Annotated in this window: 19 protein-coding genes and 1 pseudogene; 10 read left to right on the forward strand and 10 right to left on the reverse strand. The window is 45.2% G+C overall.

Annotation, left to right across the window (positions count from 1 at the left end; all coding sequences use genetic code 11):
- Nucleotides 1-154: 154 nt before the first annotated feature.
- Nucleotides 155-418 carry a hypothetical protein gene (locus AC3WS5_RS13480; RefSeq protein ID WP_492467920.1) on the forward strand — a complete coding sequence of 88 codons (264 nt, stop codon included), beginning with the start codon at nucleotides 155-157 and terminating at the stop codon, nucleotides 416-418.
- Nucleotides 419-574: 156 nt separating this feature from the next.
- On the forward strand, nucleotides 575-2,980 hold the full coding sequence (locus tag AC3WS5_RS13485) for a hypothetical protein (RefSeq protein WP_492467921.1): 2,406 nt from the start codon (nucleotides 575-577) through the stop codon (nucleotides 2,978-2,980).
- A 34-nt stretch (nucleotides 2,981-3,014) separates the two neighbouring features.
- On the opposite strand, the gene AC3WS5_RS13490 is transcribed toward AC3WS5_RS13485, so the two are convergent.
- A complete protein-coding gene (locus AC3WS5_RS13490) occupies nucleotides 3,015-4,283 on the reverse strand; it encodes an aspartate kinase (RefSeq protein ID WP_492467922.1) in 1,269 nt (422 codons plus the stop codon).
- 147 nt (nucleotides 4,284-4,430) lie between these two features.
- Here AC3WS5_RS13490 and AC3WS5_RS13495 point away from each other — a divergent pair, with 147 nt between their 5' ends.
- From AC3WS5_RS13495 to galB, 6 genes are all read left to right on the forward strand, one after another.
- A complete protein-coding gene (locus AC3WS5_RS13495) occupies nucleotides 4,431-5,192 on the forward strand; it encodes an ABC transporter ATP-binding protein (RefSeq protein ID WP_492467923.1) in 762 nt (253 codons plus the stop codon).
- Between the two features lie 303 nt (nucleotides 5,193-5,495).
- Nucleotides 5,496-5,930: an FKBP-type peptidyl-prolyl cis-trans isomerase gene (locus tag AC3WS5_RS13500; RefSeq protein ID WP_492467924.1), complete on the forward strand. Its 435-nt coding sequence runs from the start codon at nucleotides 5,496-5,498 to the stop codon at nucleotides 5,928-5,930.
- A 73-nt stretch (nucleotides 5,931-6,003) separates the two neighbouring features.
- Nucleotides 6,004-6,531 (forward strand): YfiT family bacillithiol transferase, encoded by a 528-nt coding sequence (locus AC3WS5_RS13505; RefSeq protein WP_492467925.1) that lies wholly within the window; start codon nucleotides 6,004-6,006, stop codon nucleotides 6,529-6,531.
- 17 nt (nucleotides 6,532-6,548) lie between these two features.
- Nucleotides 6,549-7,100: an NUDIX hydrolase gene (locus tag AC3WS5_RS13510; protein WP_492467926.1), complete on the forward strand. Its 552-nt coding sequence runs from the start codon at nucleotides 6,549-6,551 to the stop codon at nucleotides 7,098-7,100.
- A gap of 52 nt (nucleotides 7,101-7,152) precedes the next feature.
- Entirely contained in the window at nucleotides 7,153-7,752 is a 600-nt protein-coding gene (locus AC3WS5_RS13515; RefSeq protein ID WP_492467927.1) for a DNA-3-methyladenine glycosylase family protein, read from the forward strand.
- Between the two features lie 67 nt (nucleotides 7,753-7,819).
- Entirely contained in the window at nucleotides 7,820-10,312 is a 2,493-nt protein-coding gene (gene galB / locus AC3WS5_RS13520; RefSeq protein ID WP_492467928.1) for a beta-galactosidase GalB, read from the forward strand.
- Nucleotides 10,313-10,386: 74 nt separating this feature from the next.
- Here the strand turns inward: galB and AC3WS5_RS13525 are convergent, their stop codons facing one another.
- The gene (locus AC3WS5_RS13525) at nucleotides 10,387-11,373 is read right to left on the reverse strand and encodes a DUF8428 domain-containing protein (protein WP_492467929.1); all 987 of its coding nucleotides are present in this window, start codon (nucleotides 11,371-11,373) and stop codon (nucleotides 10,387-10,389) included.
- A gap of 235 nt (nucleotides 11,374-11,608) precedes the next feature.
- Here AC3WS5_RS13525 and holA point away from each other — a divergent pair, with 235 nt between their 5' ends.
- Nucleotides 11,609-12,610, forward strand: coding sequence for a DNA polymerase III subunit delta (gene holA, locus AC3WS5_RS13530; RefSeq protein ID WP_492467930.1), 1,002 nt, complete (start codon nucleotides 11,609-11,611; stop codon nucleotides 12,608-12,610).
- A 47-nt stretch (nucleotides 12,611-12,657) separates the two neighbouring features.
- Here the strand turns inward: holA and AC3WS5_RS13535 are convergent, their stop codons facing one another.
- From AC3WS5_RS13535 to AC3WS5_RS13565, 7 genes are all read right to left on the reverse strand, one after another.
- Complete coding sequence (locus AC3WS5_RS13535; protein ID WP_492467931.1) at nucleotides 12,658-14,163, reverse strand: NAD(P)H-hydrate dehydratase; 1,506 nt, start codon at nucleotides 14,161-14,163, stop codon at nucleotides 12,658-12,660.
- A 32-nt stretch (nucleotides 14,164-14,195) separates the two neighbouring features.
- A complete protein-coding gene (locus tag AC3WS5_RS13540) occupies nucleotides 14,196-15,614 on the reverse strand; it encodes a serine hydrolase domain-containing protein (protein ID WP_492467932.1) in 1,419 nt (472 codons plus the stop codon).
- A gap of 303 nt (nucleotides 15,615-15,917) precedes the next feature.
- A complete protein-coding gene (locus AC3WS5_RS13545; RefSeq protein ID WP_492467933.1) occupies nucleotides 15,918-16,424 on the reverse strand; it encodes a HEAT-like fold family protein in 507 nt (168 codons plus the stop codon).
- Nucleotides 16,425-16,427: 3 nt separating this feature from the next.
- Nucleotides 16,428-17,477 carry a selenide, water dikinase SelD gene (selD, locus tag AC3WS5_RS13550; RefSeq protein ID WP_492467934.1) on the reverse strand — a complete coding sequence of 350 codons (1,050 nt, stop codon included), beginning with the start codon at nucleotides 17,475-17,477 and terminating at the stop codon, nucleotides 16,428-16,430.
- 15 nt (nucleotides 17,478-17,492) lie between these two features.
- The gene (gene mnmH, locus AC3WS5_RS13555; RefSeq protein WP_492467935.1) at nucleotides 17,493-18,542 is read right to left on the reverse strand and encodes a tRNA 2-selenouridine(34) synthase MnmH; all 1,050 of its coding nucleotides are present in this window, start codon (nucleotides 18,540-18,542) and stop codon (nucleotides 17,493-17,495) included.
- Between the two features lie 304 nt (nucleotides 18,543-18,846).
- Complete coding sequence (locus tag AC3WS5_RS13560; RefSeq protein WP_492467936.1) at nucleotides 18,847-19,398, reverse strand: DUF1697 domain-containing protein; 552 nt, start codon at nucleotides 19,396-19,398, stop codon at nucleotides 18,847-18,849.
- Nucleotides 19,399-19,772: 374 nt separating this feature from the next.
- Complete coding sequence (locus AC3WS5_RS13565) at nucleotides 19,773-20,738, reverse strand: hypothetical protein (RefSeq protein ID WP_492467937.1); 966 nt, start codon at nucleotides 20,736-20,738, stop codon at nucleotides 19,773-19,775.
- A 488-nt stretch (nucleotides 20,739-21,226) separates the two neighbouring features.
- Between AC3WS5_RS13565 and AC3WS5_RS13570 the strand changes: the two are divergent.
- Nucleotides 21,227-21,613, forward strand: a pseudogene (locus AC3WS5_RS13570) (integrase core domain-containing protein); the annotation flags it as partial.
- Nucleotides 21,614-21,905: 292 nt separating this feature from the next.
- Here the strand turns inward: AC3WS5_RS13570 and AC3WS5_RS13575 are convergent.
- Nucleotides 21,906-22,829, reverse strand: a 924-nt coding sequence (locus tag AC3WS5_RS13575; RefSeq protein ID WP_492467938.1) for a hypothetical protein, incomplete at its 5' end; no start/stop codon positions are given.

The raw sequence follows: 22,829 nt of genomic DNA on the forward strand, positions 1-22,829 counted from the left end.
AGCCGCTTAGTGGATAAAGCATTTGAAAAGCTGAAAAACTCTAATTGACACTGGCCCAGTTTTAGGGGAAGCTTACACCGCAATCTGGAATATCCAGGGAGGGGAAAATGATTTTATAAGAAAAAATCGCTTTCTCCTTTTTTCTCCTCCTAAAATGATTACTGCTGAACCGGGCTTTTCCTTTACAGCAATCAAAAATCAATTCTCTTATTTTCCCGTGCACGCAGGCAGTTTAGCAGCCTACTATCAGGAATACCGGGACAAAATCTTAGAAACAGTTGCAGCGCGTCCGGATTCTTATTTTGTATTGTGGCAATTAATCCAAAATCAGGCATATCTTTCGATCGAAATCCTGGAGAAAAACCTTGATGTCGAACAACTGCGCAACTTCTGCAAGGGAAAGAAGCTTATTAAATAAAGTAGCCAACATCGGGCTATTGGAATACACGCAACGCCGTTTTGTTTTTGCTGGCCGATGATTTAAAGTAAAGATTCTAAAATATATGTGTATCTTTCACTGCAAGACGCAGATATGCTTATGGAGGCCATGGAGAAAATTCATGCTATAAACATCATGACCCGATTCATTCGTTTGCTGATATTTAGTTTAGCCTTTGCGCAATCAACCGGCTCCCTTTATGCCCAACCTCAATCTCTCGCCGATAAGATCCAACTTCACACCAGACAATACCCCCAGGAGCGCCTGTATATACATTTTGAACGGAACAGCTATTTTGCTGGTGAAACCATTTGGTTCAAATCCTATTTACGGGAGGGTTATGATGGCTATGTAACGAGCAAGACCTTGTATATTGATTTATTGGACGACAAGGGCACGCTAATCCGGCATCACTTTTTTCCTGTCGTGAATTCCACCTCTTTCGGGCAAATCGATATCCCCAAAACGTGTCATAGCCCTTTTGTCATGATCAGAGCCTATACCCGGTGGATGCTTAACTTTGAAAACGATTTTGTTTTTGAAAAGAAAATACCCGTTATAGCGACCACAACTCCTGCCACAACGACCCCGACGGCATCTTCAGTGAGCTTGAAAATATTTCCTGAAGGCGGCAATGTCATCGCAGATGTAAGGACAAAGTTCGCTTTTTTAGCCTCCGATCAGCAAGGGCGGCCAATTGAAGCGCAGTTTAAAGTAAAAGATGAAAATAATGCCACCATTGCAACTTCAGAAACCATCCATAACGGGATGGGGCTGTTCTATTTAACGCCCCAACTCAACAAAAACTATAAAATTGAATGGCACACCAATGATAATGCCATCAGATATGCAGACTTCCCGCAGATTCACGAAGCCGGTCTGAGCCTGAGTGTGCAGTTAAAGGATAACTTTTGCCACTATGCGCTTGAACGCCGCGACCCCGTTGACAAAATCCAAAAACGATACACCGTCGTCGCCATGATGTACAATCAACTGCTATATCTGGCGCGTACAAGTCTGGACCCGCGGGGTAGCGCCAATGGGAAAATCAATACCTGCAAAATGCCCACCGGCGTTCTTCAACTAACCATATTGGATGAAACCAACTTGCCGGTTGCCGAGCGGATTGTTTTTATAAAACAAAAAGACTTTAGGGCTGAAGTTCAGTTGGATTTTGTAAAATTGAATTTAGACAACCGGGGAGAAAATGAAATCGATATCAGTATGAAGGGCAGCAGCCTCGCCAATTTATCCCTGGCAGTATCCGATGCAAGCTTCCAAACCCAGGATGACGAAAATATTTTTTCCTCACTTTTGTTATCAAGCCAAATCAAGGGGAAGGTTTATCGCCCTGATTACTATTTTTCCGATGATACTGAGGAAATCAATCGCCATCTTGACCTGGTAATGCTTACACAGGGTTGGCGCAGGTACCGCTGGAAGGCTATTGCAGATGGGCAGGAACTGCCTACCGCATTTCATAAAGACAGCACCTATCTGTACTTAAAAGGGAAAGTACAATTCCACCCGGGTCAAATCAGAAAAGAGGAAAAAATTATGCTGCTCTTCCGGCCTGCAAAAGACACGGCAATGAAGCGAAATTTTTCGCTGCTGTTGCCGCTGAAGAAAGACGGGCAATTCACCAGCGATGAGCTTCTGTATATGGATACGCTGAATGTGTATTACACTTTTCCCGACAAAAGAACCGCTTTAAGGAATCATAAAATTAGTTTGGAGCAAAATAATTTTTTACCAGCGCTACCTGCTAACAGGGCTGACGGCAATCAGTTCAATGCCATTGTCCATAGTGCGCCCACTGGGGCACAGGAACATTTCGCGTTGCTGGCTGACCGACATGATAAGACCTTGCTTGAGGAGGTCATTGTAACCGCGAGGGTTAAAACAGCTATCGAGAAATTGGATGAAAAATATGCCGGTGGTCTTTTTAGCGGAATGGGGAAGGGTGTAGATTTTATGAATCAAAAAGAAACCCGGTATATCAACAATTTAGAGGGATGTATCCAATGGGCCTTCCCTTCTTTGAAAAGAGATTACCAACGCCCCATCTATTACAAAATAACCAATATGAGTGGCGGGCCAATCCCGGTGGATATTTTCTTAGATGGCATGAAAGTGAGCCTTAATGAAATAAAGGGATATGATTGCAGCAATATCGCTTATATGAAGTTTTTCGACCCGCCGTTTGTTCTGATGGGAAGTCCCGGAGGAGCGTTGGCTATCTTTACTAAAAGGGGCCCGGATCTGTTAAGCACCGATTCCAGAGGATTAGAAAAAACTGAAATCGTTGGTTATTCCTTGGTCAAAGAATTTTATAGTCCCGACTATAGTGCCGCGGACATGAACACTTCACAGGATATAAGGAATACGCTTCTCTGGAAGCACACCATTATTCTTGATCAAGCTACTCAAAAAGTCAGGCACCGGTTCTTCAATAATGATATTACCAACTCTTTCAGAGTCGTGTTACAAGGTGTTAATGAAAAAGGCCAACTCATATACATCGAAAAGCTGGTTAAATAAAGTGAATGACTGTAGACCAGCCGGCAGGTAACATCTAATCCCCCCTGTACAACAACTGAAAAGTTTCTCTGGTCTGCTGCCTGATCAGGAATTCCTTACCTCCGGTAAATTTCTCAATGGTCTCTTCATTGTAGTGGCGGATCGTCATCAGCGAAAGGCCCGTTGTAAGCTGCACGTCAAACAAACCGGCAGCAGCAGCGGCGAGCTTCTCGATCTTCGACGGATGATTGTCAAAAACACATATCATGTTAATGGCCCCGTTCTGCGTGAGGTTGGGTCTGGTCGACAACTCTCCAAATAACTCAAACAGCTTTCCCGATTGCGCTTCGCCGAAAAAAGAAAAATCAGTGGATCTTAATTCGAGCATCACCTGGTTGCGCTTGATGACAATAATGGGCGGCAACTTCAACACCGGTTTATGATGAATGACCGTTCCCGGAAGCGATGGATCTAAAAAACACATTACATACAAGGGGATGCTTTTGTTTTGAAGCGGCTTGATGGTTTTGGGATGGATGACCTGGGCGCCATAGTAAGCCATCTCAATGACTTCGGCATAGTTCAGTTCGGGCAGGGGGATCGTATCTTTTACTTCCCTGGGATCCGCATTCAGCACGCTTTCCACGTCTTTCCAAATCGTAAGATCTTCCGCATCCAGCATATTGGCAAACAGGGCCGCGCTATAATCACTGCCTTCGCGCCCCAGGGTCGTGCTTTCATTTTCATCGGTAGCGCCGATGAACCCCTGTGTCAACACGATCTTCCCCCCTTCAATCAATGGCCTTATTTTTTCATCAATTTGTCTTTGCGTAAATTCCCGATCCACATTGGCATCTCTGAAATTAGCATCGGTCCGGATAATATCCCTGACATCCATCCAGACATTTGAAACACCCGTCTCCTCCAAATAATGACTTAGAATGCAGCTCGATAACAGTTCCCCCACACATACGATCTGATCGTAATAATAATCAAAGTCCTGCTGCGGTTTGTCGTGCAGAACCCATTCTACCTCCGTGAAAAAATCTAACAATTGATCAGCACAGGATAAATATTCTGTGACCAGCAGGTACTTGGCTGTCGTGATATGCTGTTTTTTGATCACATCAAATAATTGTAAGGCCGTTTCCCTTTTGCCCTGATAAAACGCATCCAGCACTTTCTCCAGCGCGTTGGTGGTTTTGCCCATCGCTGATACCACGATTAACAACTTTTCATCCTGGTATGCATCTATGATCCGGTCAACCTGTTGGATGTTATCAATACTATTCAGCGACGTACCACCAAATTTGAAGATTCTCATCAGCATAAAATTTTCAGGGTGCAAATGTCGCACAATTTGTCCAGATATTTTGTATTGAAAGGAATACCTCCGGTTCCTTGAGCCTGTTTTTTGCCCGGAACAAAATGGGGGAGGGGGCAATTCAAAAGATAGTTGTAGTTTTAGCGCATGGCCGACAAAATTATTTCTGTTAAGAACCTGGAGAAACAATATGGTGATTTCAAGGCGGTAAAGGGGATCAGTTTCGATGTGTATGAACATGAGATTTTCGGTCTCCTGGGTCCGAACGGCGCCGGGAAATCCACCACCCTCGAAATTATTGAGACCCTCCGCGAAAAATCTGGCGGCCAGGTGACTGTTGCCGGCTTTGACCTGGATAAAAACCCCACCGATATCAAACGGATCATTGGCGTACAGTTACAGTCGAGCGGCTACTACCCCGGACTAAACCTGCTGCAACTGATCGATTTATTTGCGGGATTGTATAATGAACCTACGGACGCGCATAAGCTTCTGAAGACGGTCAACCTGGAAGACAAGGCAAAATCCAAGTTTAAAGACCTTAGCGGCGGCCAGAAGCAACGTTTTTCGGTGGCAACCACACTGATCAATAAGCCCAGGATCATCTTCCTGGACGAGCCCACCACCGGACTGGATCCGCAGGCCAGGCGTAATCTCTGGGAGCTGATCAGGGAGATCCGGAAAAGCGGGACAACCGTCATTATGACTACCCACTACATGGATGAAGCCGAGTATTTATGCGACCGGATCGCGATTATTGATGCGGGAAATATTGTCGCACTGGATACGCCCGACCGGCTGATCGACCAGTTGGTCGAATCCGGGTTTGAGCGCCCCAAAGAAGTCAAAAAAGCGAACCTGGAAGACGTTTTTATTCACCTGACCGGGAAAACCCTGCGGGATGAGTGACAGACCCGGGCAGACTGGAGACTTGAATCGGTCTCTATAAATCTTGCGCCCGAAGCAGACCGGGGTCCTAAATCGATCCACATCAATTTTGCTCCCGGACCAGTTCCGACACAGGCTTTGACGCTCCTCGCCCCGGAATCCCCGGATGGACCCGCAAGCCGGATGCATCTACTTTTCCGCCAATTTATAAAACATTTGAGGCGAAGGCATTGGAAAAGAACCGGGGAAAGGGAGATATTGTAAAAATATTGTCGTTACTTTTGATCCCGTGGCAGCCTAAGGCGTCACGTTATGATTTTTACTATGAGTATTCAAAATAAACTAAAAGCATTTATGAACGGAAAAATCGATCAGCAAAAAGAAACCGGGCGCAAATTCCTGGAAGAGAACAAGACAAAGGACGGTGTAACCGAACTTGATGGCGGACTGCAATACGAAGTGCTGAAAGAAGGCAGCGGTGTGAACCCCACCATCCATAGCACGGTAACTGCACATTATAAAGGAGCCTTGCTGGATGGACGGGAGTTTGACAGCTCGTTTAAACGCAACCAGCCTTTCACCGCGCCGCTAAAAGCCCTGATCAAGGGCTGGCAGATCGTCATACCCATGATGAAGGAAGGAAGTCACTGGCGCCTGTGGATCCCTTCAGACCTGGCTTATGGTGATCGTGGGGCCGGCAGCGACATCCCGGGTGGCGCTACCCTGATGTTCGAAGTTGAGCTGCTGAAAGTTAGCTGATCCGAAAACGCTGTTGTTGTATGAGGGTTATTCATATAACAAAATATATTTATTCATCTAAAACCTGAATGATATGGAATTGGAAAATCAATATCCCATTGGAAGGTTTCAAAGCAGGGATTTTTCTGAGGCTGCAAAGCTGGAAGCGCTGGAAAGCCTGAGGGCCTTACCCGCCGCCGTTGAAGCCGCGCTCCTGAACCTCGATGAATCGCAACTGCATACGCCTTACCGCGATGGGGGCTGGACGGTGCTAGAAGTGGTCCACCACCTGGCGGATGCACACATGAACGCTTATATCAGGAATAAACTGGCGCTGACGGAAGACAACCCCAGGATCGCCCCATTCGATGAAAACAAATGGACCGGTCTCGATGATGTGAAAATTCTGCCTGCGGAAATTTCAACTACCTTGCTGCACGCACTCCACCTTCGCTGGTACACCGCACTGAAAGATCTGTCCGATGCGGACTGGGAGCGGGCGGTCTATCATCCCGGGATGGATAAGAACATTACCCTTTGGTACTACCTGCAGTTCTTTGCATGGCACGGACGCCACCATGTAGCCCAGATCAATTATTTAAGAGAGAAAAGGAAATGGTGAAAGATAAATTTGCATCGATGAACTGGAAGACAATTTCATCTGAGTACCTGTTCAATGATCTGTGGTTCAAGGTGCGGAAAGATAAATGTGAGACGCCAACGGGTAAGATTGTGGATCCCTATTACGTCTATGAATTTCCCGAATGGGTGACCTGTTTTCCGCTTACGGAAGATAACAAGGTATTGATGGAGTTGCAGTACCGACACGCGATTGGCGAGACCTGCTGGGAAATACCCGGGGGATGCGTGGATGACGGCGATGCCAACCTGGAAGCCGCTATTCGCCGGGAGCTGATGGAGGAAACTGGATACGAATTTAAAAAATTTGAATATCTCGGGCGGACCTGCGCTAACCCCTCTACCAATAGCAACTGGATGCATATGTTCCTGGCTACCGGGGGAAAGAAAGTAGCCGATCAGCACCTGGATACAAACGAGGAGATCAATGTCGAGCTCATGGATCTGGCAGAGTTCAAGGAAAAATTCAGAAACAATGAATTCATTCAATCGATGCATACAACCTGCATGTTATATGCACTCTTAAGGCTTGGTGAGTTGAAACTGTCATGAATTCAACCCTCTGTCGCCGCTTCGCACCGTTCAGCTATCTAAATTCTATATAGTGCCTTATTTCGAACTGCTATCAAAAGATAAAGTATTAAAATCACTGCTTAAAAAACAGGGTAACCAGTCGTTAGGCAAACGAAAAGACATTCACCTGGCAATTTGCGGTTCCATTATCAGCCAGCAACTGAGCACAAAAGTAGCGAAGGTTATACATGGGCGGTTCATTGGACTGTTTACCAATGAACGGCCTGCCCCGGAAGAAATCCTGGCGGTACCCCATGAAACGCTTAGAGGGATTGGTCTTTCAAATGCGAAAGTGTCCTACGTCAAAAATGTTTGCGTATTTTTTATCGACCATAAACTAACCGACCGCAAGCTGCACAAAATGACAAACCAGGATCTGATGGAATTGCTCATGCAGATTAAAGGTATTGGCAGGTGGACCGTGGAAATGATCCTAATGTTTTCAATGGGGAGGGAAGATGTGTTCTCGCCCGGGGATCTGGGTATTCAAAAAGCCATGACTGAACTGTACGGTATTGAATATTTGAATAAGAAAGAACTGGAACAAAAGATGATGGACATTGCGTCACGATGGAGCCCGTACCGGAGCTACGCATGCCTGTATTTATGGGGACATCGGGATAATATATAAATATACGACAGGATTTCAATATAAAAAAATATATATTTCAACGAGTAATCAAACTAGAAAGTAGACTATGAAGAAGATACTGCTTATTACCTTTTTTAGCTGGATGGCACTTTCCTTAATGGCCCAGCGGGAGAATATTCTGTTGGAAAAGAACTGGAAGTTTACCAGGAATGATGCGCCCGGAGCGGCAGAGCCAGGTTTTGATGACAGTAAATGGCAGACAGTCCGTGTACCGCACGACTGGGCTATCTACGGGCCCTTCAGCCCTTACAATGACCTTCAGGAGATGGCCATTTCACAGGACGGACAGACCGAGAAACAGGCGCATGCAGGCCGTACCGGCGGATTACCTTTCGTGGGGGTGGGCTGGTACAGGAACAGTTTCCGGCTTCCCGGATTCGGACCGGGCAAAAAAGTGTCGATTCAATTCGATGGCGCCATGAGCAATGCCGCCGTTTATGTAAACGGTAAAAAAGCCGGCTACTGGCCTTACGGATACAACACTTTCCATTTTGATATTACGGAATATCTGAAAGCGGGCGCTGAAAACGTGGTGGCTGTCAGGCTTGAAAATCCGGCCGAATTCTCACGCTGGTACCCTGGCGCGGGTCTTTACAGGAATGTACATCTGATCCTGACCGAATCAATCCATATCCCCATTTGGGGCACTTATATCACGACGCCCGTTATTGAAAAAGATTTTGCCAGGGTAAACATCAAGACAAAGATCAAATTTCCCGATGGCGATAATCCCGGGAAATACGCCTTGCAGACTGATATCCTGGATGCTGCCGGTAAAGTCGTGGCCTCCTCTCAAAAATCCGGACTGACCCGTTATGATGAAGGCCTTCTTACACAGGAAATTGTCGTGACAAACCCCGCGCTTTGGGATACAGAACATCCCAACCTGTACAAAGCCGTTTCCAGGCTGTATGACAACAATAAACAGGTCGATGAATACAGCTCAACTTTCGGCATCCGGTCAATTAAAATTATCCCTGGTCAGGGATTTTTTCTGAATGGAAAAATGACTAAGTTCAAAGGAGTCTGCAACCACCATGATCTGGGACCGTTGGGTGCTGCGGTAAATGAGGCCGCTATTCGCAGACAGGTCAGAATTATGAAGGATATGGGCGTTAACGCGATCAGAACATCGCACAACATGCCGGCACCAGAGCTGGTAAAGGCCTGTGACGAAATGGGTATGATGCTGATGGCCGAAACTTTCGATGAATGGAAATCACCCAAGATGAAAAATGGCTATCATTTGTATTTTGATGATTGGGCTGAAAAAGATCTGGTCAACCTGATCCATCATTACCGCAACAACCCGAGTGTGGTGATGTGGTGCATCGGTAATGAAGTTCCGGATCAGCACACGAAGAACGGACCTAAGATAGCTCGCTTCCTGCAGGATATCTGTCACCGTGAAGATCCCGGAAGGCCCGTTACCAATGGCATGGACGCCCCGGACGCAGTGATGAATAGTGGTATGGCGGCCATTATGGATGTAGCCGGATTCAATTATCGTCCTTTTAAATATCCCGAAGGTTATGCCCGGCTGCCACAGGAACTTATCCTCGGAAGCGAGACCGCATCTACAGTCAGTTCAAGAGGTGTGTATAAATTCCCCGTAGAAAAGCAATCCATGAAAAAATACGAAGACCATCAGTCTTCCTCCTACGATCTTGAACATTGCAGTTGGAGCGACTTACCTGAAGACAACTTTATCATGCACGATGACCTGGGTTATTGCATGGGTGAGTTTGTCTGGACCGGATTTGATTACCTGGGTGAGCCGACGCCCTATTACACGGACTGGCCCAGTCACAGTTCTTTATTTGGCATTGTAGATCTGGCGGGCATTCCCAAGGACAGGTATTATTTATACCGGAGTCACTGGAACCCCGAAGTGAAAACCCTTCACATCCTGCCGCACTGGAACTGGAAAGGCAGGGAAGGAGAGGTTACTCCGGTTTTTGTATACACCAATTATCCTTCTGCCGAGTTATTTATCAATGGAAAGAGCCAGGGTATCCGCACTAAGGACACTTCAATACATGCGCTGACCTCCAAGTATAATGACCCCAGTCTGGAAAGGCAAAAAAGGTACAGGTTGATGTGGATGGATACAAAGTATGAACCCGGTACTGTTAAGGTTGTGGCCTACGATGCAGATGGCAAGGCCGTTGCTGAGGAACAAGTTAAGACAGCAAGCAAACCATACCGGATTGTTTTAACAGCAGATAGAAATAAGCTGATCGCGGACGGCAGGGATATTTCATTTATCAATGTCAGAATTGTAGATAAGGACGGAAATTTCTGTCCTGATGAAACTCGCCAGATACGTTTCAGGGTTACCGGATCCGGATCATACAAGGCCGCTGCCAATGGCAACAGTATCAGCCTTGAATCTTTTCAGGCGCCGGCCATGAGACTGTTCAGTGGTCAGTTGACCGCCCTGGTTCAGTCGGCCGGAACACCCGGCACCATTCAGTTTGAAGCTTCGGCCAAAGGAGTGAAGAGCGCCAGGATTACCCTTTCGGTTGAGAAACCCTGATGAATAAAAAAGATGAAGCCGCAGGATCATCAGATGCTGCGGCTTTAAAAATTGTATAGAGGGTTAAATACTTATTATCCAAAGAGGCCTTTCTTCAGTGTTCTGATACCTTCGCCGATTTTGAATCCGTTGTGATAAACTTCAATTTTGTACTCTCCTGATTGGAAACCGCCGTCATTACGGATTGGGAAAGAAACGTCTTTGCGGCTGCCCTGCTCGTATTCCACGGGGATTTTTGCCGTGAAGTTCCTGTCGCCATCCTGGCGGGTGGTCATAGCACCTGAACCCAGGTTACCATTCTGTACAGTATGCCCGGTTGGATCGGTTACTATTACGTACAGATCTGCGGGACCGGAAGTGGTGATGCGGTTTTGAACATTAAATCCAACGCGCATTTTATCTACCTTCCTGGCAAAATTGGTTACTTTTTCCTTTCCACTCCTTTTCTCTTTCAAAGGGGTGATGGTCATGCCGGTAGCTGCTAAAGTGCTTCCAACATCAACGGTATTAGCCAATTGATCATTTTCCTGAATCTTGTTCTGCAGGTTCTGACTCAGAACGCCTTTTTCAGAAACCAAATGCGTGTTCCGTGCCGTCAACTCCTGGTTTTCACCTTTCAGACGTGTTACCTGGGTTTCAAGTCGCGCGATCTGGCCGTTCAGTTGGCCAATCATCTGACGGGCGCGTCTCAGATCGGCTGAAGTTGCATTTTTATCGCTAAGGATTTTCGTGATTTCAGCCTTTTTTTCTTCGATTTCTGTTTGAAGAGCGGTCTTTTCTCCCTGAAGGCTGTTATTTGCGCCTGTGATCGAATCAAGTCTCATTTCTGCCAGGTTAAACATTTGCCGCAACGAGTCTGATTCTGACATTGCCGTGGCAACTTCTTTGTTGCTGGTCAGGGCGGTTGAGGTGCCGGGGTTCTTATTCCAAAGTAAATATCCCCAGGTACCCAGTAGCGCCGCTACAAGGAGTCCAATGATCACATTTCTTCCCCCGCCAGGGTTTTGAGTTCCCGATCCAGAGGACTGCGGCGAAGCGGAAGGATAATTTGTGTTTGCCATAAAAAATAAAGGGTTTAAAAATGATACATATTGATTTTAAAACTTAAACCTAAAAAGCCTTCAATTGACACGCTTTTTAATCGAAATATGATTTAAGCCACGCATAAATTATGCCAAAGAATGTTAGGGTTTTTTATAGACTGCGGCCCGGAAGCCACTTTCAGGGGTAAAGGGTTTAAGCAATGATTGAGTATCAGCGAGTATGCGTAAATGAATAAATGAGTACTTTAGCGCCATGGATATCGGAAAGATTTTGGCTGAATGGAAACAAAAAAAATTTAAACCTGTCTATTGGCTTGAAGGTGATGAAGAATACTATATTGATCAGTTGGTGAATTTTGCAGAAAAGGAAATTCTGACTAAAGAAGAGGCCGATTTTAACCTGAATATTTTCTACGGCAAAGACGCGTTGTGGGAAGAAATTATTAATACGTGCAGACGCTATCCGATGTTTTCGGAGAGGCAGGTTGTTATCGTGAAAGAAGCTCAGCATCTCAGGGAAATTGAAAAACTGGAGTTTTACATTCAAAAACCGCTGACTTCCACTATTTTAATTGTGGCCACAAAGAACAAAAAGCTTGACGGGCGGACCAGATTTGCCGGATTTGTTAAAAAAAATACGGTGCTTGTCACGACCAAAAAAATGAATGATGGCGCCCTGCCTGAATGGGTGGCGAAACTCGCCGGGGAACGGGGTTACACGATCACTCCAAAAGCAAATATGCTGTTGGTTGATCACATTGGCAATAACCCGGGCAGGATTGAAAACGAGATCGATAAAATTATTATCAATCTGCCTGGACATCAGTCCATCACCGAGGATGATATTGAGCGGTTTGTTGGCATCAGCAAGGATTATAACAGTTTTGAACTTCAAAAAGCCGTGGCGAGGAAAGATCTGGCCGGCACAATTCGTATCCTGCAATACTTTGAGGCGAATCCAAAGGCAGCACCACCGCAATTGATTTTGCCTACCTTATACAGTTTTTTCAGCAAGGTTTATATGATTTCGGGATTCCGCGGACCAGAGGAATCCATAGCGAAAGAGATTGGGGTTCCATTTTATTTTGTGAAGGATTATGTAGAGGCCTATAAACGATTTTCAGCACAAGGCATTGAAAAAGTTCTGTTGCTTTTGCATCAATATAACCTGAAAATCATTGGTGTAAATAGCGGACCACTGACTGAAGGCGGCGACCTGATGAAGGAAATGGCTATTAAGATGATGATCGACTGACGATCATCATTACGCTGAAACTAATATTATGGCCGTCAAGTATTTCATCAAACGGATACCGCTTTGAAAGCGTTTCCAAGTTCGCCAATGATATCTCCGGCCGTCATTGCTTCCATCGAATACTTTCCGGCTGCGAAATCACCCGCGAGTCCGTGCAAGAATACACCAAGCCGTGCTGCATCTGCCGGCGGATATTTCTGGGATAATAAGCCGGTCAGGATGCCGGTGAGCACATCGCCACTTCCGCCTGTGGCCATGCCTGCATTGCCAGTGATATTGAAATAACCGGTGCCATCTGGCAGAGCAACAAAACTGTAATGCCCTTTCAGAATAATGATGACTTGCAGTTTTTGAGCATTGTCAAGAGCGAGAGATATTTTCTCAAAATCGTTTGCCGTTGCGCCAAATAAACGTTCAAATTCTTTTGGATGTGGTGTCAGAATCGAGAATGGCGGGATCAGTGGCAGCCATTCCCGGTGGCGAGCGAGGGTGTTTATTCCGTCGGCATCAATGACGATCGGTCTGCGGTAATGTTTCAGAAAATCATGCAAATAATTTGCGGTTAGTTTCCCGGTTCCGATCCCCGGACCGATACCTGCGGATTCGTACGCTTGCAGCTCCCCACCCATTGAGGAAATAATCTTTTCATCTTTATCAGCTATGCACATCGCTTCAGGAACAGCGGTCTGGAGCACAGGAACCAATCTACCAGGTACCTGCACGGACAGCAAACCCACGCCGCTCCTGATGCAGGCCCGGGCACTTAAAATAGCAGAGCCGGCTTTTCCATAGCTGCCGGCTACAATCAACGCGTGTCCAAAATCTCCTTTATGGCCAAATGTTCGGCGGACTCTGTAAACCGACTGACAAAAAGATTTATTGATTAGGTTGAAGCGGGACTCGATGCTTTCAGGGAAGTCGGGGTGTAAATTAATATCAAGGATATGCACCTGACCAAACCAGGGTTCATTTTCAGGGATCAGAAATGCCATTTTAAGCGCCTGAAAGGTAAGTGTATGCCTGGCAGCGATAATTACATTGCCCCCGGATGATGCATCGCAAAATAAACCGCTTGGTATATCGATAGATACAACCGCGTTGGTCGATTCGTTCAAATGGACCGCGAGTTCCGCAGCCAGACCCTCCAGTTTACGGGTGAGGCCCGTCCCAAAAACTGCGTCAATGACGAAGGTTCCCGGCGGGATCCTGGGAAAATCTTTCTCTTCCCGAAGCAAGGTAATGGGAATACGGGCAGCCTGATGAACGTGATTGAAATTGATTAGGAAATCCTGCGATCCTGTTGCACCGGTTTCAAGGATATAGACCCGGACCTTCTTTCCTGCTTCCTGCAGCATTCTGGCAATCGCCAATCCATCGCCCCCATTGTTACCCTTTCCGCAAAATACGTAGAATGTTTCGCCCAGGATATTCTGTAATAGCCACCGGGTAGAAGCTTTGGCGGCACGTTCCATTAGTTCCAGGGAACGGATGGGTTCATGTTCAATCGTGAACTGGTCCCATTGTCGAATCTGTTGTGCAGATAAAAGTTTCATGCAACAGCATCGTGTTTAAATAAAATGACAAATTATTTATGTTTCTTTTTCTTTGAAACGGTACCTGAAGATGAAGATAAGTGGTTTTTCTTGATTGTCTTTTGTTGTTTGTTGTGATGAGTCTGTTTGCTCTGATGAGTCCGTGTGTTCCGATGGCTTTGCTTACTCTGATGGGCTTTTGCCTTTAGAGTCGCAACAGGCCTGGAAACCCTGGGTTTCACCGGTACGGCAGTCACTTTTTCTTCGGGACCTGCGGCGGTAGCTTCTTCATCTTCCACACCATTGGCATTGCCATTTACTGAGTAGTTCCCAAAGATGGTATAAGATTTTTTTGCCGTTTCGTAAATATTCCGGTTGTATTTGTTTCCGAGGATAATGACAACTGCTTTCTCATCGATCATACGGGCAAAGGCAGGGGTAAAGCCGTGCCATTTTCCAAAATGATAGATCAGGTTCTTACCATTTTTAAAATTCAGCATCCTCCACCCGAGGCCATAATTGTGAATAGATTGGTGCTCGTGGCTTTGAGGAAGGAAGGCGGAATCCAATAGTGACTGGCTGATGAATTTTCCATCGTAGAGTCCCTGATCCCATTTCATCAGATCCCTGGGTGTGCTATATACATTCTTATCGCCGTAGGTATTTTCATAAATATCATTTGGCCACACGGCGCCGGATGGCTTATAGGACATGATTACCTTGCCGCTTTCTGCCGGAGTATAAACAAAAGTCTGCGTCATGTGCAGCGGCGTGAAGATCGTTTCTTTGAGGTATTGCGGGAACTTCTTTCCGGTTATCTTTTCAGCAATCAGGGCAAGGAGTACATAGTTTGTATTAGAATAACCAAAACCCGAACCAGAGCGGCGTTCCAGACCAGGCTTGTATTTTATCAAAAAGTTCAGCACGTCCTGGTTGCTCACCATCTTGTCCTGCGGCCATTTCGCTTTATCCTCCATGAAATACAGGTAATTAGGCAAACCGCTGCGGTGGGAGAGAAGCATTCGAACGGTGACTCCCTGATAAGGGAATGAAGGGAAAAACTTTGTAAGATCATCTTCCAGCCCAAGGCGCCCAGCCTGAACCAACTTGAGGATGGCCACGCCCGTAAAAGGTTTGCTGGTCGAAGCCAGGTGAAAAGTGGTAGAAGCGTCAATCGAGTCTGTATGAACCCGCGGGTTTTTAAAACCGACGTATTTTTCGTATAAGATATTGCCGCCCTTTGCCACCAGGATGCCCCCGTTGAAACTTCCCGGGCGCAAGCCGGAATCAAAAAGATTTTTCAACTTTTCCTTGTAAACAGCTATATCGCCGGGAGGCAGGTTTTCGGTGATGAAGTGTATGGAGCTATCGACCTGGGGCGTTACCGGGTTTCGCGAAGATCCGGTATTGCATCCCGTGAATATTGAATATAAAATAAATCCAGCCGCTAAATGAAAATTCCTACAAATCATCTGAAATGCCCTTATTTTATCTTGAAATGTACAAATTTAAGCGAGACAGTTTAAACAGATCCGATTTGCAGGCATTATAAATGTTAATGAATTGCAAGAGTTATGAAAATGCTCACAAGATATGGTTAAAAATGTGATCGCCATCCCGACTGAAATTCTCGCCTAAAGCCCCGAAGATCGTGGGTCTGAAGCTGGACCAGGATCCAGTGCCGGATAAAAAGTCGGCGTATTTTCTATATTAACACCAGGTATGAATATGAATTAATTGAATATAAAAACAGTATGTTTGTTATAATCAGTACTTTACTGTTTTAATAATTTACCTGCCCGGCCTTTGAAAGCCGACGAGGCATGTGGCCATCGTGTTTCAATGATATATTTGATCTCGGGAAGGATCTCGGGATATTTTGCCACGAATTTTTCCAGAAAGATAAGCGCATAGTACTGAACGGCAATTGCTTCCTGCGGATCTTCGATCGATGAGATGCACAGGTCCATCAATTCGCCTTCATATTTCAGGGGGACGGGCGCATCGAGGAGGATTTTCAGCAGGTGCCTTCTCACGGCAGGGTGCTGACGGGTGTCCCTGATGCGCTCCAACAAAATCCGGTAGTTTCTTTTCGTAAATACATTGAAGTGCTGGGTGCAGTTACTTAGTGGCCAGGATGCTTTCTGCGCGGTGCGGAAATCTCCTTCCAGCGCGAGCCTCGCCAGTTGATTAAATCTCTTTGAATCACTGCCCACCCAGTCGACGATCTCCAGCATCTGCGATTTGCTTTTGGTGACCGCAAGAAAGCTCTCCAGTTCCATTGCTTAATTAATTCTGATCAGTGGTCCCGCTTCGTATTCATTCAGCCAGCCAATTGAGTTTAGCGTATAACCCTGGTTAAGCATTAGTTTTTCAAACTCCTCCGTACCTCTTTTATCAACCGCAATCAACAGACCGCCGCTGGTCTGCGGATCCGCCAGGATTTGTTTCTGACGTTCCGTAACCGGACCGATCTTGTCACCGTAACTGCTCCAGTTCCGGTTGGTTCCTCCCGGAACACAACCCAGGTCAAGGTAATGATCCACATTCGACATGACGGGAACGAGATCAAATTGAATAGTAGCCGACAAACCGCTGCCCTCACACATTTCAGCGAGGTGACCAAGCAAACCGAAGCCGGTTACATCGGTCATGGCTTCGACAGTATCCAGCCTGCCTAATATTTCGCCTGGCTTATTAAGGGTGGTCATGCTTTTCAAAGCAATCGCAGCATCTTCCGGTTTCAGCAGCCCCCGTTTTTGAGCGGTGGACAATACACCAACGCCCAACGCCTTGGTCAAATAAAGACTGCAACCGGGCTTAGCTGTAGCGTTCTGTTTCAGGTGAGCTATTTCAGTCAGGCCGTTCACAGCAAGTCCGAACACCGGCTCCGGGCAATCAATGCTATGGCCTCCGGCCAGTGCAATACCTGCTTCAGCACAAACGGCGCGGGCGCCTTCCATCACTTCCCCTGCAATTTCTGGTGGGAGTTTTTCGATGGGCCAGCCCAGAATTGCAATAGCGAGTACAGGTTTGCCTCCCATTGCATACACGTCGCTGATCGCATTTGCCGCGGCGATCCTGCCAAAGTCGAGAGGATCATCAACGATCGGCATGAAAAAATCAGTCGTTGAAATTAGGGCCGTACCATTACCAAGATCCAGTACTGCCGCATCATCGCGCTTATCATTGCCTACGAGCAGGCGGTTGTCAGCAATTACGCCGGGCGACGCCGTATGCAGGATCTTATCCAGGATGGCGGGGCTTATTTTGCAGCCGCAACCAGCTCCGTGAGAGTATTGAGTAAGTTTATATACAGATTTAACAGATTCCATTTTTGAAAAATTATTTTAAGAGACGGGGAGTTGCCTGAATAGGTCGATTAGCCGGATCGCATCAGATTCGATACTCAGCCCATCGGCCTCAATGGGAATAATTCTGGCGGAGCCGCGTTTTTCGAGGTCATTATGATAAGCTTTATCATAATAGACAGTTGCAATCTTTATAAAATCGGCCATACGGTTTTCTCTGATTGCGGTGACTGCCTGTTTGGTCTGTAAGGGTCCCAACCGTTTGTGAATCCTTTCCGTGCATTCTACCAGGAAATCCGGATCGAGGCAACCGTAGTCCGCCAGGAGGTTATTCAACCTGTGTGCAAGAGGTACCTGCAGATCCAACAATGGTGCATTACGCATATGTTCCCAGAGCGGGACGGGTATCCCTCGCCTGCCAATTTTCCTGCATTCATCTTCCAGCCAGAGCGGCCGGCCGGGATCGGTCTGTGCGAGTTGCCAGGCCAGGTCATTTTCAAATTGCTCCTGGGTAGGCTGAACCATCTTGTTCATCGATCCATAGGACGAACCCTGGTGCTGTGCCAGTTCTTCAAGGTCGATGACCTGTTCGCCCATCGTTTTCAGCCTATGTAAGATCCGTGTCTTGCCCGAACCTGTTTTTCCGCCTAACAACCGCAGGTCGCGCGGTTTTTCAAACTGCCTGATTGCCCAGCGGCGGTATTCTTTGTAACCTCCGGAAATGACATACACTTCAAAGCCATACAGGCTAAGAGCCCAGGCCAGGGTGCCACTGCGCATACCACCTCTCCAGCAATGCAATGCCATTTTTTTGCCTGGTACCCGTTTAAGGGCCCGCCTGATCAGCCCCGCCCATTTCGGTCCCGCGAGTTCAAAACCAAGCAGGATAGCATCGGAGCGGCCAGACTGCTTGTAGCGAATACCAACCTGTGCCCGTTCATCATTGTCGAATAAGGGTAATGAAAAAGCGCCGGGTACATGACCATGCTCAAACTCTGCGGGGCTTCGTACGTCAGCCAGCGGAAGGTATGCCGACTGACCAATCCATTCATCAATTGTGATTTGTTCGATCATCTTTTCAGCGCGCAAAAGTAACTATTTTTCTCCGCGCGTTTGTCTAAGCTTTTTTATGAAACCGTCCAGTTGCGAATACACTTGCAACTATATGGTTTCGCAAGATTATTTTTGTGAAAGTTTCCCAAAAGTCGAAAAGGCGGAACTGCAACTCAATACGGGGCATCCGGCCAGCGTTGCGATTTCAGGCGCCAGAAAATAAAACCCCTGAAAACGTGTACTACGGTTATTTTCTGGCAATCCGGACTGCAAGTGAAAATCCATGCAACATCGTCTTCAAAATTTTTTATGTGATTGGAGATTAATAATGGGCAGTTGGCTAATCAGCTAACTCTAGTGCAACCTGTAATAATGCCTGGGTTGTTTTCCAGTTTCTGGTCGTAGCCTGCACGAGGAGTTTTGATTCGAGGAAATTGTTATTTAGCTTGCTTTTCCCGTAGCCATTCGGACAATACAGATAGACCGCACTTTCCGAAAAAGCTATCGCTTCACCAGGAAGCTTTTTACTTTCGATCAGCGAATAGCCCGCCTGATCTGGTTGCGATGATAAAAAGGTCACATGCAGGAAGTCGGGGTTCAGTGTTGAATCTTTCGCCAGCGGGTTTTTTGCAATAACTTGTTTTAGATCTTCTATTGTCAGTGCGATTACCGGCACATCCAATCCGAAAACTGTTTCAATTTGTTTCGAAATATGCTTTGCCAGTTTATTCGGTTCTGTTTTGTTCGTGCTGAAGATCACGTTCCCGCTTTGAAGATAGGTGGTTACTTCCTGAAATCCCTGTTTTGTGAACAACTCCTTCAGGGCATTCATTTTAATAATATTCTTTCCGCTCACATTTATTCCCCTGAGTATTGTGATGTATGTTGTCATTGTTTGAGGATTCAGTTTATGAAATGGCCACCGGCCAAAGCATAAAGATAAGCGATCGCCGTATCCGGACTTCTTCAACAGGTTAAAAATCTGATTTCAATTTCGGGACTGGTTATTGTTGACGTTTAGTACTTCGTCTATTGTTAGTTTAACAACCTTCTTTTCATACTACTTTAAATCTAATTTTCCTAATAATTGGTTGTCAATCGCATAATTCGCTAAAAATTTAACAAACCCGTGCCCATATGATTCGTGAATGAGAGCTTATGAGGAAACAATCGAATGTCAGTATTAGCAGTAGTGTTTTCATTTTAACTTGATGTTGGTTCTCGCATTACCTAGTAATTTTTTTAGTTGTAATTGAGACATTTTTCCTAAGGGGACTGATCAACAGCTATAATGCCAAATGCTTCAGCCGCCTTTGTAGAATTGGTTAAAGGTTGTAGCACGCCGTTTTTCCAAAAGACTGACCTGTAGATTGGACTATCGTAATCGTAGCCGCACGCATAAACGTCGTTGTCTGTGGCATATACGCTTCGGGCTACAGCGTTTTTCTCATCAGCTAAAATAATGGGTGTACCGTTTTTCCATATTGTTGCCTCATATTTGTACTGTGGAAGTTGATAGCCGCACACATAAACAGTGGTGCCTGCAACAGACAACCCTTTGGCCCAAACGTATTGGTTATTTCCTGTAAGTGATGTGCGTGCGCCGTTTTTCCATAGTTGTGCCCCAGGAGCGTTCTCACCGCACACATATATATCATTTCCAGATACTAAGAAACTTCTAGCAGTTAAGCCTCTAGCAGAAATATTGTTTTGGGGCACACCATTCTTTCTTACCGTTCCGTTAGCTTCACATGTATAAATATCAGCGCCAACAACACTAATACCTATTGCATTTCCCCCGGTAATTGTAGTGGCAACCCCGTTCTTCCAAACTGTACCATTGTTCGCGCAAACGTATACATCAGTCCCTGACGCAAAAATGCCCGTGGCAACGACACTTGTGCTACCATCGCTTAAGACCTTAGCTGTTCCACCCTCCCAAAGTTTTGCAACGGCATTGCCACTTGCGTTATTTTCAAAGCCACATGTATATACATGGCGCCCGACCGTACAGATTGCAAGAGCTTTTGCGGTATTAATACCATCTGTAAGCGCTGTGGCCGTGCTATTTTTCCAAATCATGGCGGCATTTCCTTCATATCCGCACACGTATATATTTATAACGGAATCGGGTTTAGGCAGAGTAGACGCCGCATCTTTTTTCTTACACTGAGATAAAAACAATAGAAGCAGCGTTGTAGAGACTAAGAATGCAGTTTTTGATGTTCTCATGATTTTAATTATTTCGCATACTCTTTTTATTAACCGATTTTAGGTACACCCTTGTTATATGATTATTTGTCATTTTTTATAAAAATAATGCACAAAGACCCAGTAGCAATCACACAAAATTCTTCAAAATATCTTTTGAAATTAAATAAACAGGATAAATAACATATCTTTCAGGATAAAAAAGGAGTCTAATAATCACAGCTACGGGGGATGCTAATGGGTACTTCTTCTTTTAATACTCTAATATTCTGGGGATTTCAGTGAAAGTATGCCACCGTTTCAGTGCAAAGTATACCAGCGTTTTTGATTAGATAAGAACTGACCTGGTGCATTGTAATCACTTTGTTGGACATCTTTTGTTTTGCACAAAACAGATCCAGGTGAATAAAATGCCCTTAACTCATCAAACAAAATCTGTATCAGGTGGTACTCTTTGCGCCGCATTGTCAATTCAAAAACCTGCCTGCCCGTAGGCCAAGCAGGTTTTTACACACGTGGCTACGCCTGAAGAAAAAGGCTACATTGAAGCTTTTCACTCTATTGAGCAAAGAGAGTTAATCGACTGGTATAGTTTTTTAAGCTTCTACGACGCGAAGCAGCACATCGGAAAATACATGCACTGGTATAACTGCAGACGCAAACACGGAGCCATCGGCTTCATGACACCGATGCAGAAATGGGCACAGGGCATGTCACGGAAAACTGTTAAGGCACTAATGAAGCAAGGGGCGATGGACTTGTCAAGGCCGGACCGCGCAGCGTCCGCTTTGTATAGCCTTGACAAGTACGGCGAACCGGCTTATCTTTGCCTGACAGGTGACCGGGATAACGAGCAATCGGTAGCAAATCTTTTTGAAAATCAGTCCAGTTTATAAGGGGTTAAGACAATACTCCAGAATTAGATTATTGTTTAAAAAAGAAATTAAAACACGCGGCGATGTAAATCGCGGTTTTCTTTTTCTTTTCCTACTATTGACAGAGTATGAGATATTTGTTACTATGATGATCCGGTATTAAAATCAGTTTATCTGGTACTAAAGGAAGCCTAAAAAAGGAACAACGAAATCAGAAATTGAGGTATTGCCCTTAATCAGTTCTTAATTATTTTTGGTGGTAGATTGAAAATATAATCAACGGTATTTTTACCTCTATTTTTAACATACACACTTAATGGGATACTCCTTTTGTTCCGTATGAAATAATTCTAATAGTAGTTGCTAGAATTTTTTTATCATTACTTTTTCCCTTATATCCAAAAAACTGGACTTTAAATCCTGGTTGAATTTCTTTAATCATTTGGCTACTTACCGAGTAATAGAATCTTGTTTGAGAGGAAAGAAAAAGGGTATAATCGGTACTTAAAAAACTGATGCCACTACTGACAACTATTTTATAACTGGAAACACTTTTAACAGTTCCGTAGTTCATATAAACGTCCCCCTTGTCAAAGTCATTTTCATCGAAGTATTTTTTATTCTCTCGATTTCGTTTTTCAATTCCCTGCTTTATTTGTTGCTCAAATTGTGCTTGCTTTTGTTGCTCTTCTAATCGCCTATTTTCAAGCACCTGATTGAGTCTCTTCTGCATTTCTGTGTCCTGATTACTTTCCATCCAATCAAAATTATCGGCGCAGGGGATAATATTATATCCCAATATCAGACCCAGGCACTTTGCTTTATTATTGTTTGTTCGTATAAATACTTTTGCCATATCCAGCTCACTAGGTAAAACAGCTCTACCACCTGTTAGAGGATTTTTATCTGTAGCATATGATAATTTTATTTTTCCATTATCATTTACAAATGTACAATTATAATAATATGAATTTCTTATAACGTTACCATTGTAGCAAGACGCAATCAGTATTTCTCTTATATTATTATCCTTTAGGTACCTTATTCTATTATTAGCCAGGGATAAGGCATACAGACTAATATCCTGGTCGGATTTTTGGTGTTGCCTTAGCTGTTCCTGCTGTTGCTGTCTTTGCTGGGCCAGTTGCTGTTGCTTTAGTTGTTCCTGCCGTTGTTGTTCAAGCTGTTGCTGTCTTTGCTGATCCAGTTGCTGTTGCCTTAGTTGTTCCTGCCGTTG

This window comes from Niabella sp. CPT15-335-S11, from assembly GCF_058792415.1.

Coding starts and splice junctions, on each gene's coding strand:
- AC3WS5_RS13545 (WP_492467933.1), bottom strand. CDS start 16,424: ATGGAACTGGAGAGCTTTCTTGCGGTCACCAAAAGCAAATCGCAGATG.
- AC3WS5_RS13525 (WP_492467929.1), bottom strand. CDS start 11,373: ATGGCAAACACAAATTATCCTTCCGCTTCGCCGCAGTCCTCTGGATCG.
- galB (WP_492467928.1), top strand. CDS start 7,820: ATGAAGAAGATACTGCTTATTACCTTTTTTAGCTGGATGGCACTTTCC.
- holA (WP_492467930.1), top strand. CDS start 11,609: ATGGATATCGGAAAGATTTTGGCTGAATGGAAACAAAAAAAATTTAAA.
- AC3WS5_RS13485 (WP_492467921.1), top strand. CDS start 575: ATGACCCGATTCATTCGTTTGCTGATATTTAGTTTAGCCTTTGCGCAA.
- AC3WS5_RS13535 (WP_492467931.1), bottom strand. CDS start 14,163: ATGAAACTTTTATCTGCACAACAGATTCGACAATGGGACCAGTTCACG.
- AC3WS5_RS13540 (WP_492467932.1), bottom strand. CDS start 15,614: ATGATTTGTAGGAATTTTCATTTAGCGGCTGGATTTATTTTATATTCA.
- AC3WS5_RS13480 (WP_492467920.1), top strand. CDS start 155: ATGATTACTGCTGAACCGGGCTTTTCCTTTACAGCAATCAAAAATCAA.
- AC3WS5_RS13505 (WP_492467925.1), top strand. CDS start 6,004: ATGGAATTGGAAAATCAATATCCCATTGGAAGGTTTCAAAGCAGGGAT.
- AC3WS5_RS13500 (WP_492467924.1), top strand. CDS start 5,496: ATGAGTATTCAAAATAAACTAAAAGCATTTATGAACGGAAAAATCGAT.
- selD (WP_492467934.1), bottom strand. CDS start 17,477: ATGGAATCTGTTAAATCTGTATATAAACTTACTCAATACTCTCACGGA.
- AC3WS5_RS13490 (WP_492467922.1), bottom strand. CDS start 4,283: ATGAGAATCTTCAAATTTGGTGGTACGTCGCTGAATAGTATTGATAAC.
- AC3WS5_RS13510 (WP_492467926.1), top strand. CDS start 6,549: ATGAACTGGAAGACAATTTCATCTGAGTACCTGTTCAATGATCTGTGG.
- AC3WS5_RS13495 (WP_492467923.1), top strand. CDS start 4,431: ATGGCCGACAAAATTATTTCTGTTAAGAACCTGGAGAAACAATATGGT.
- AC3WS5_RS13565 (WP_492467937.1), bottom strand. CDS start 20,738: ATGAGAACATCAAAAACTGCATTCTTAGTCTCTACAACGCTGCTTCTA.
- AC3WS5_RS13560 (WP_492467936.1), bottom strand. CDS start 19,398: ATGACAACATACATCACAATACTCAGGGGAATAAATGTGAGCGGAAAG.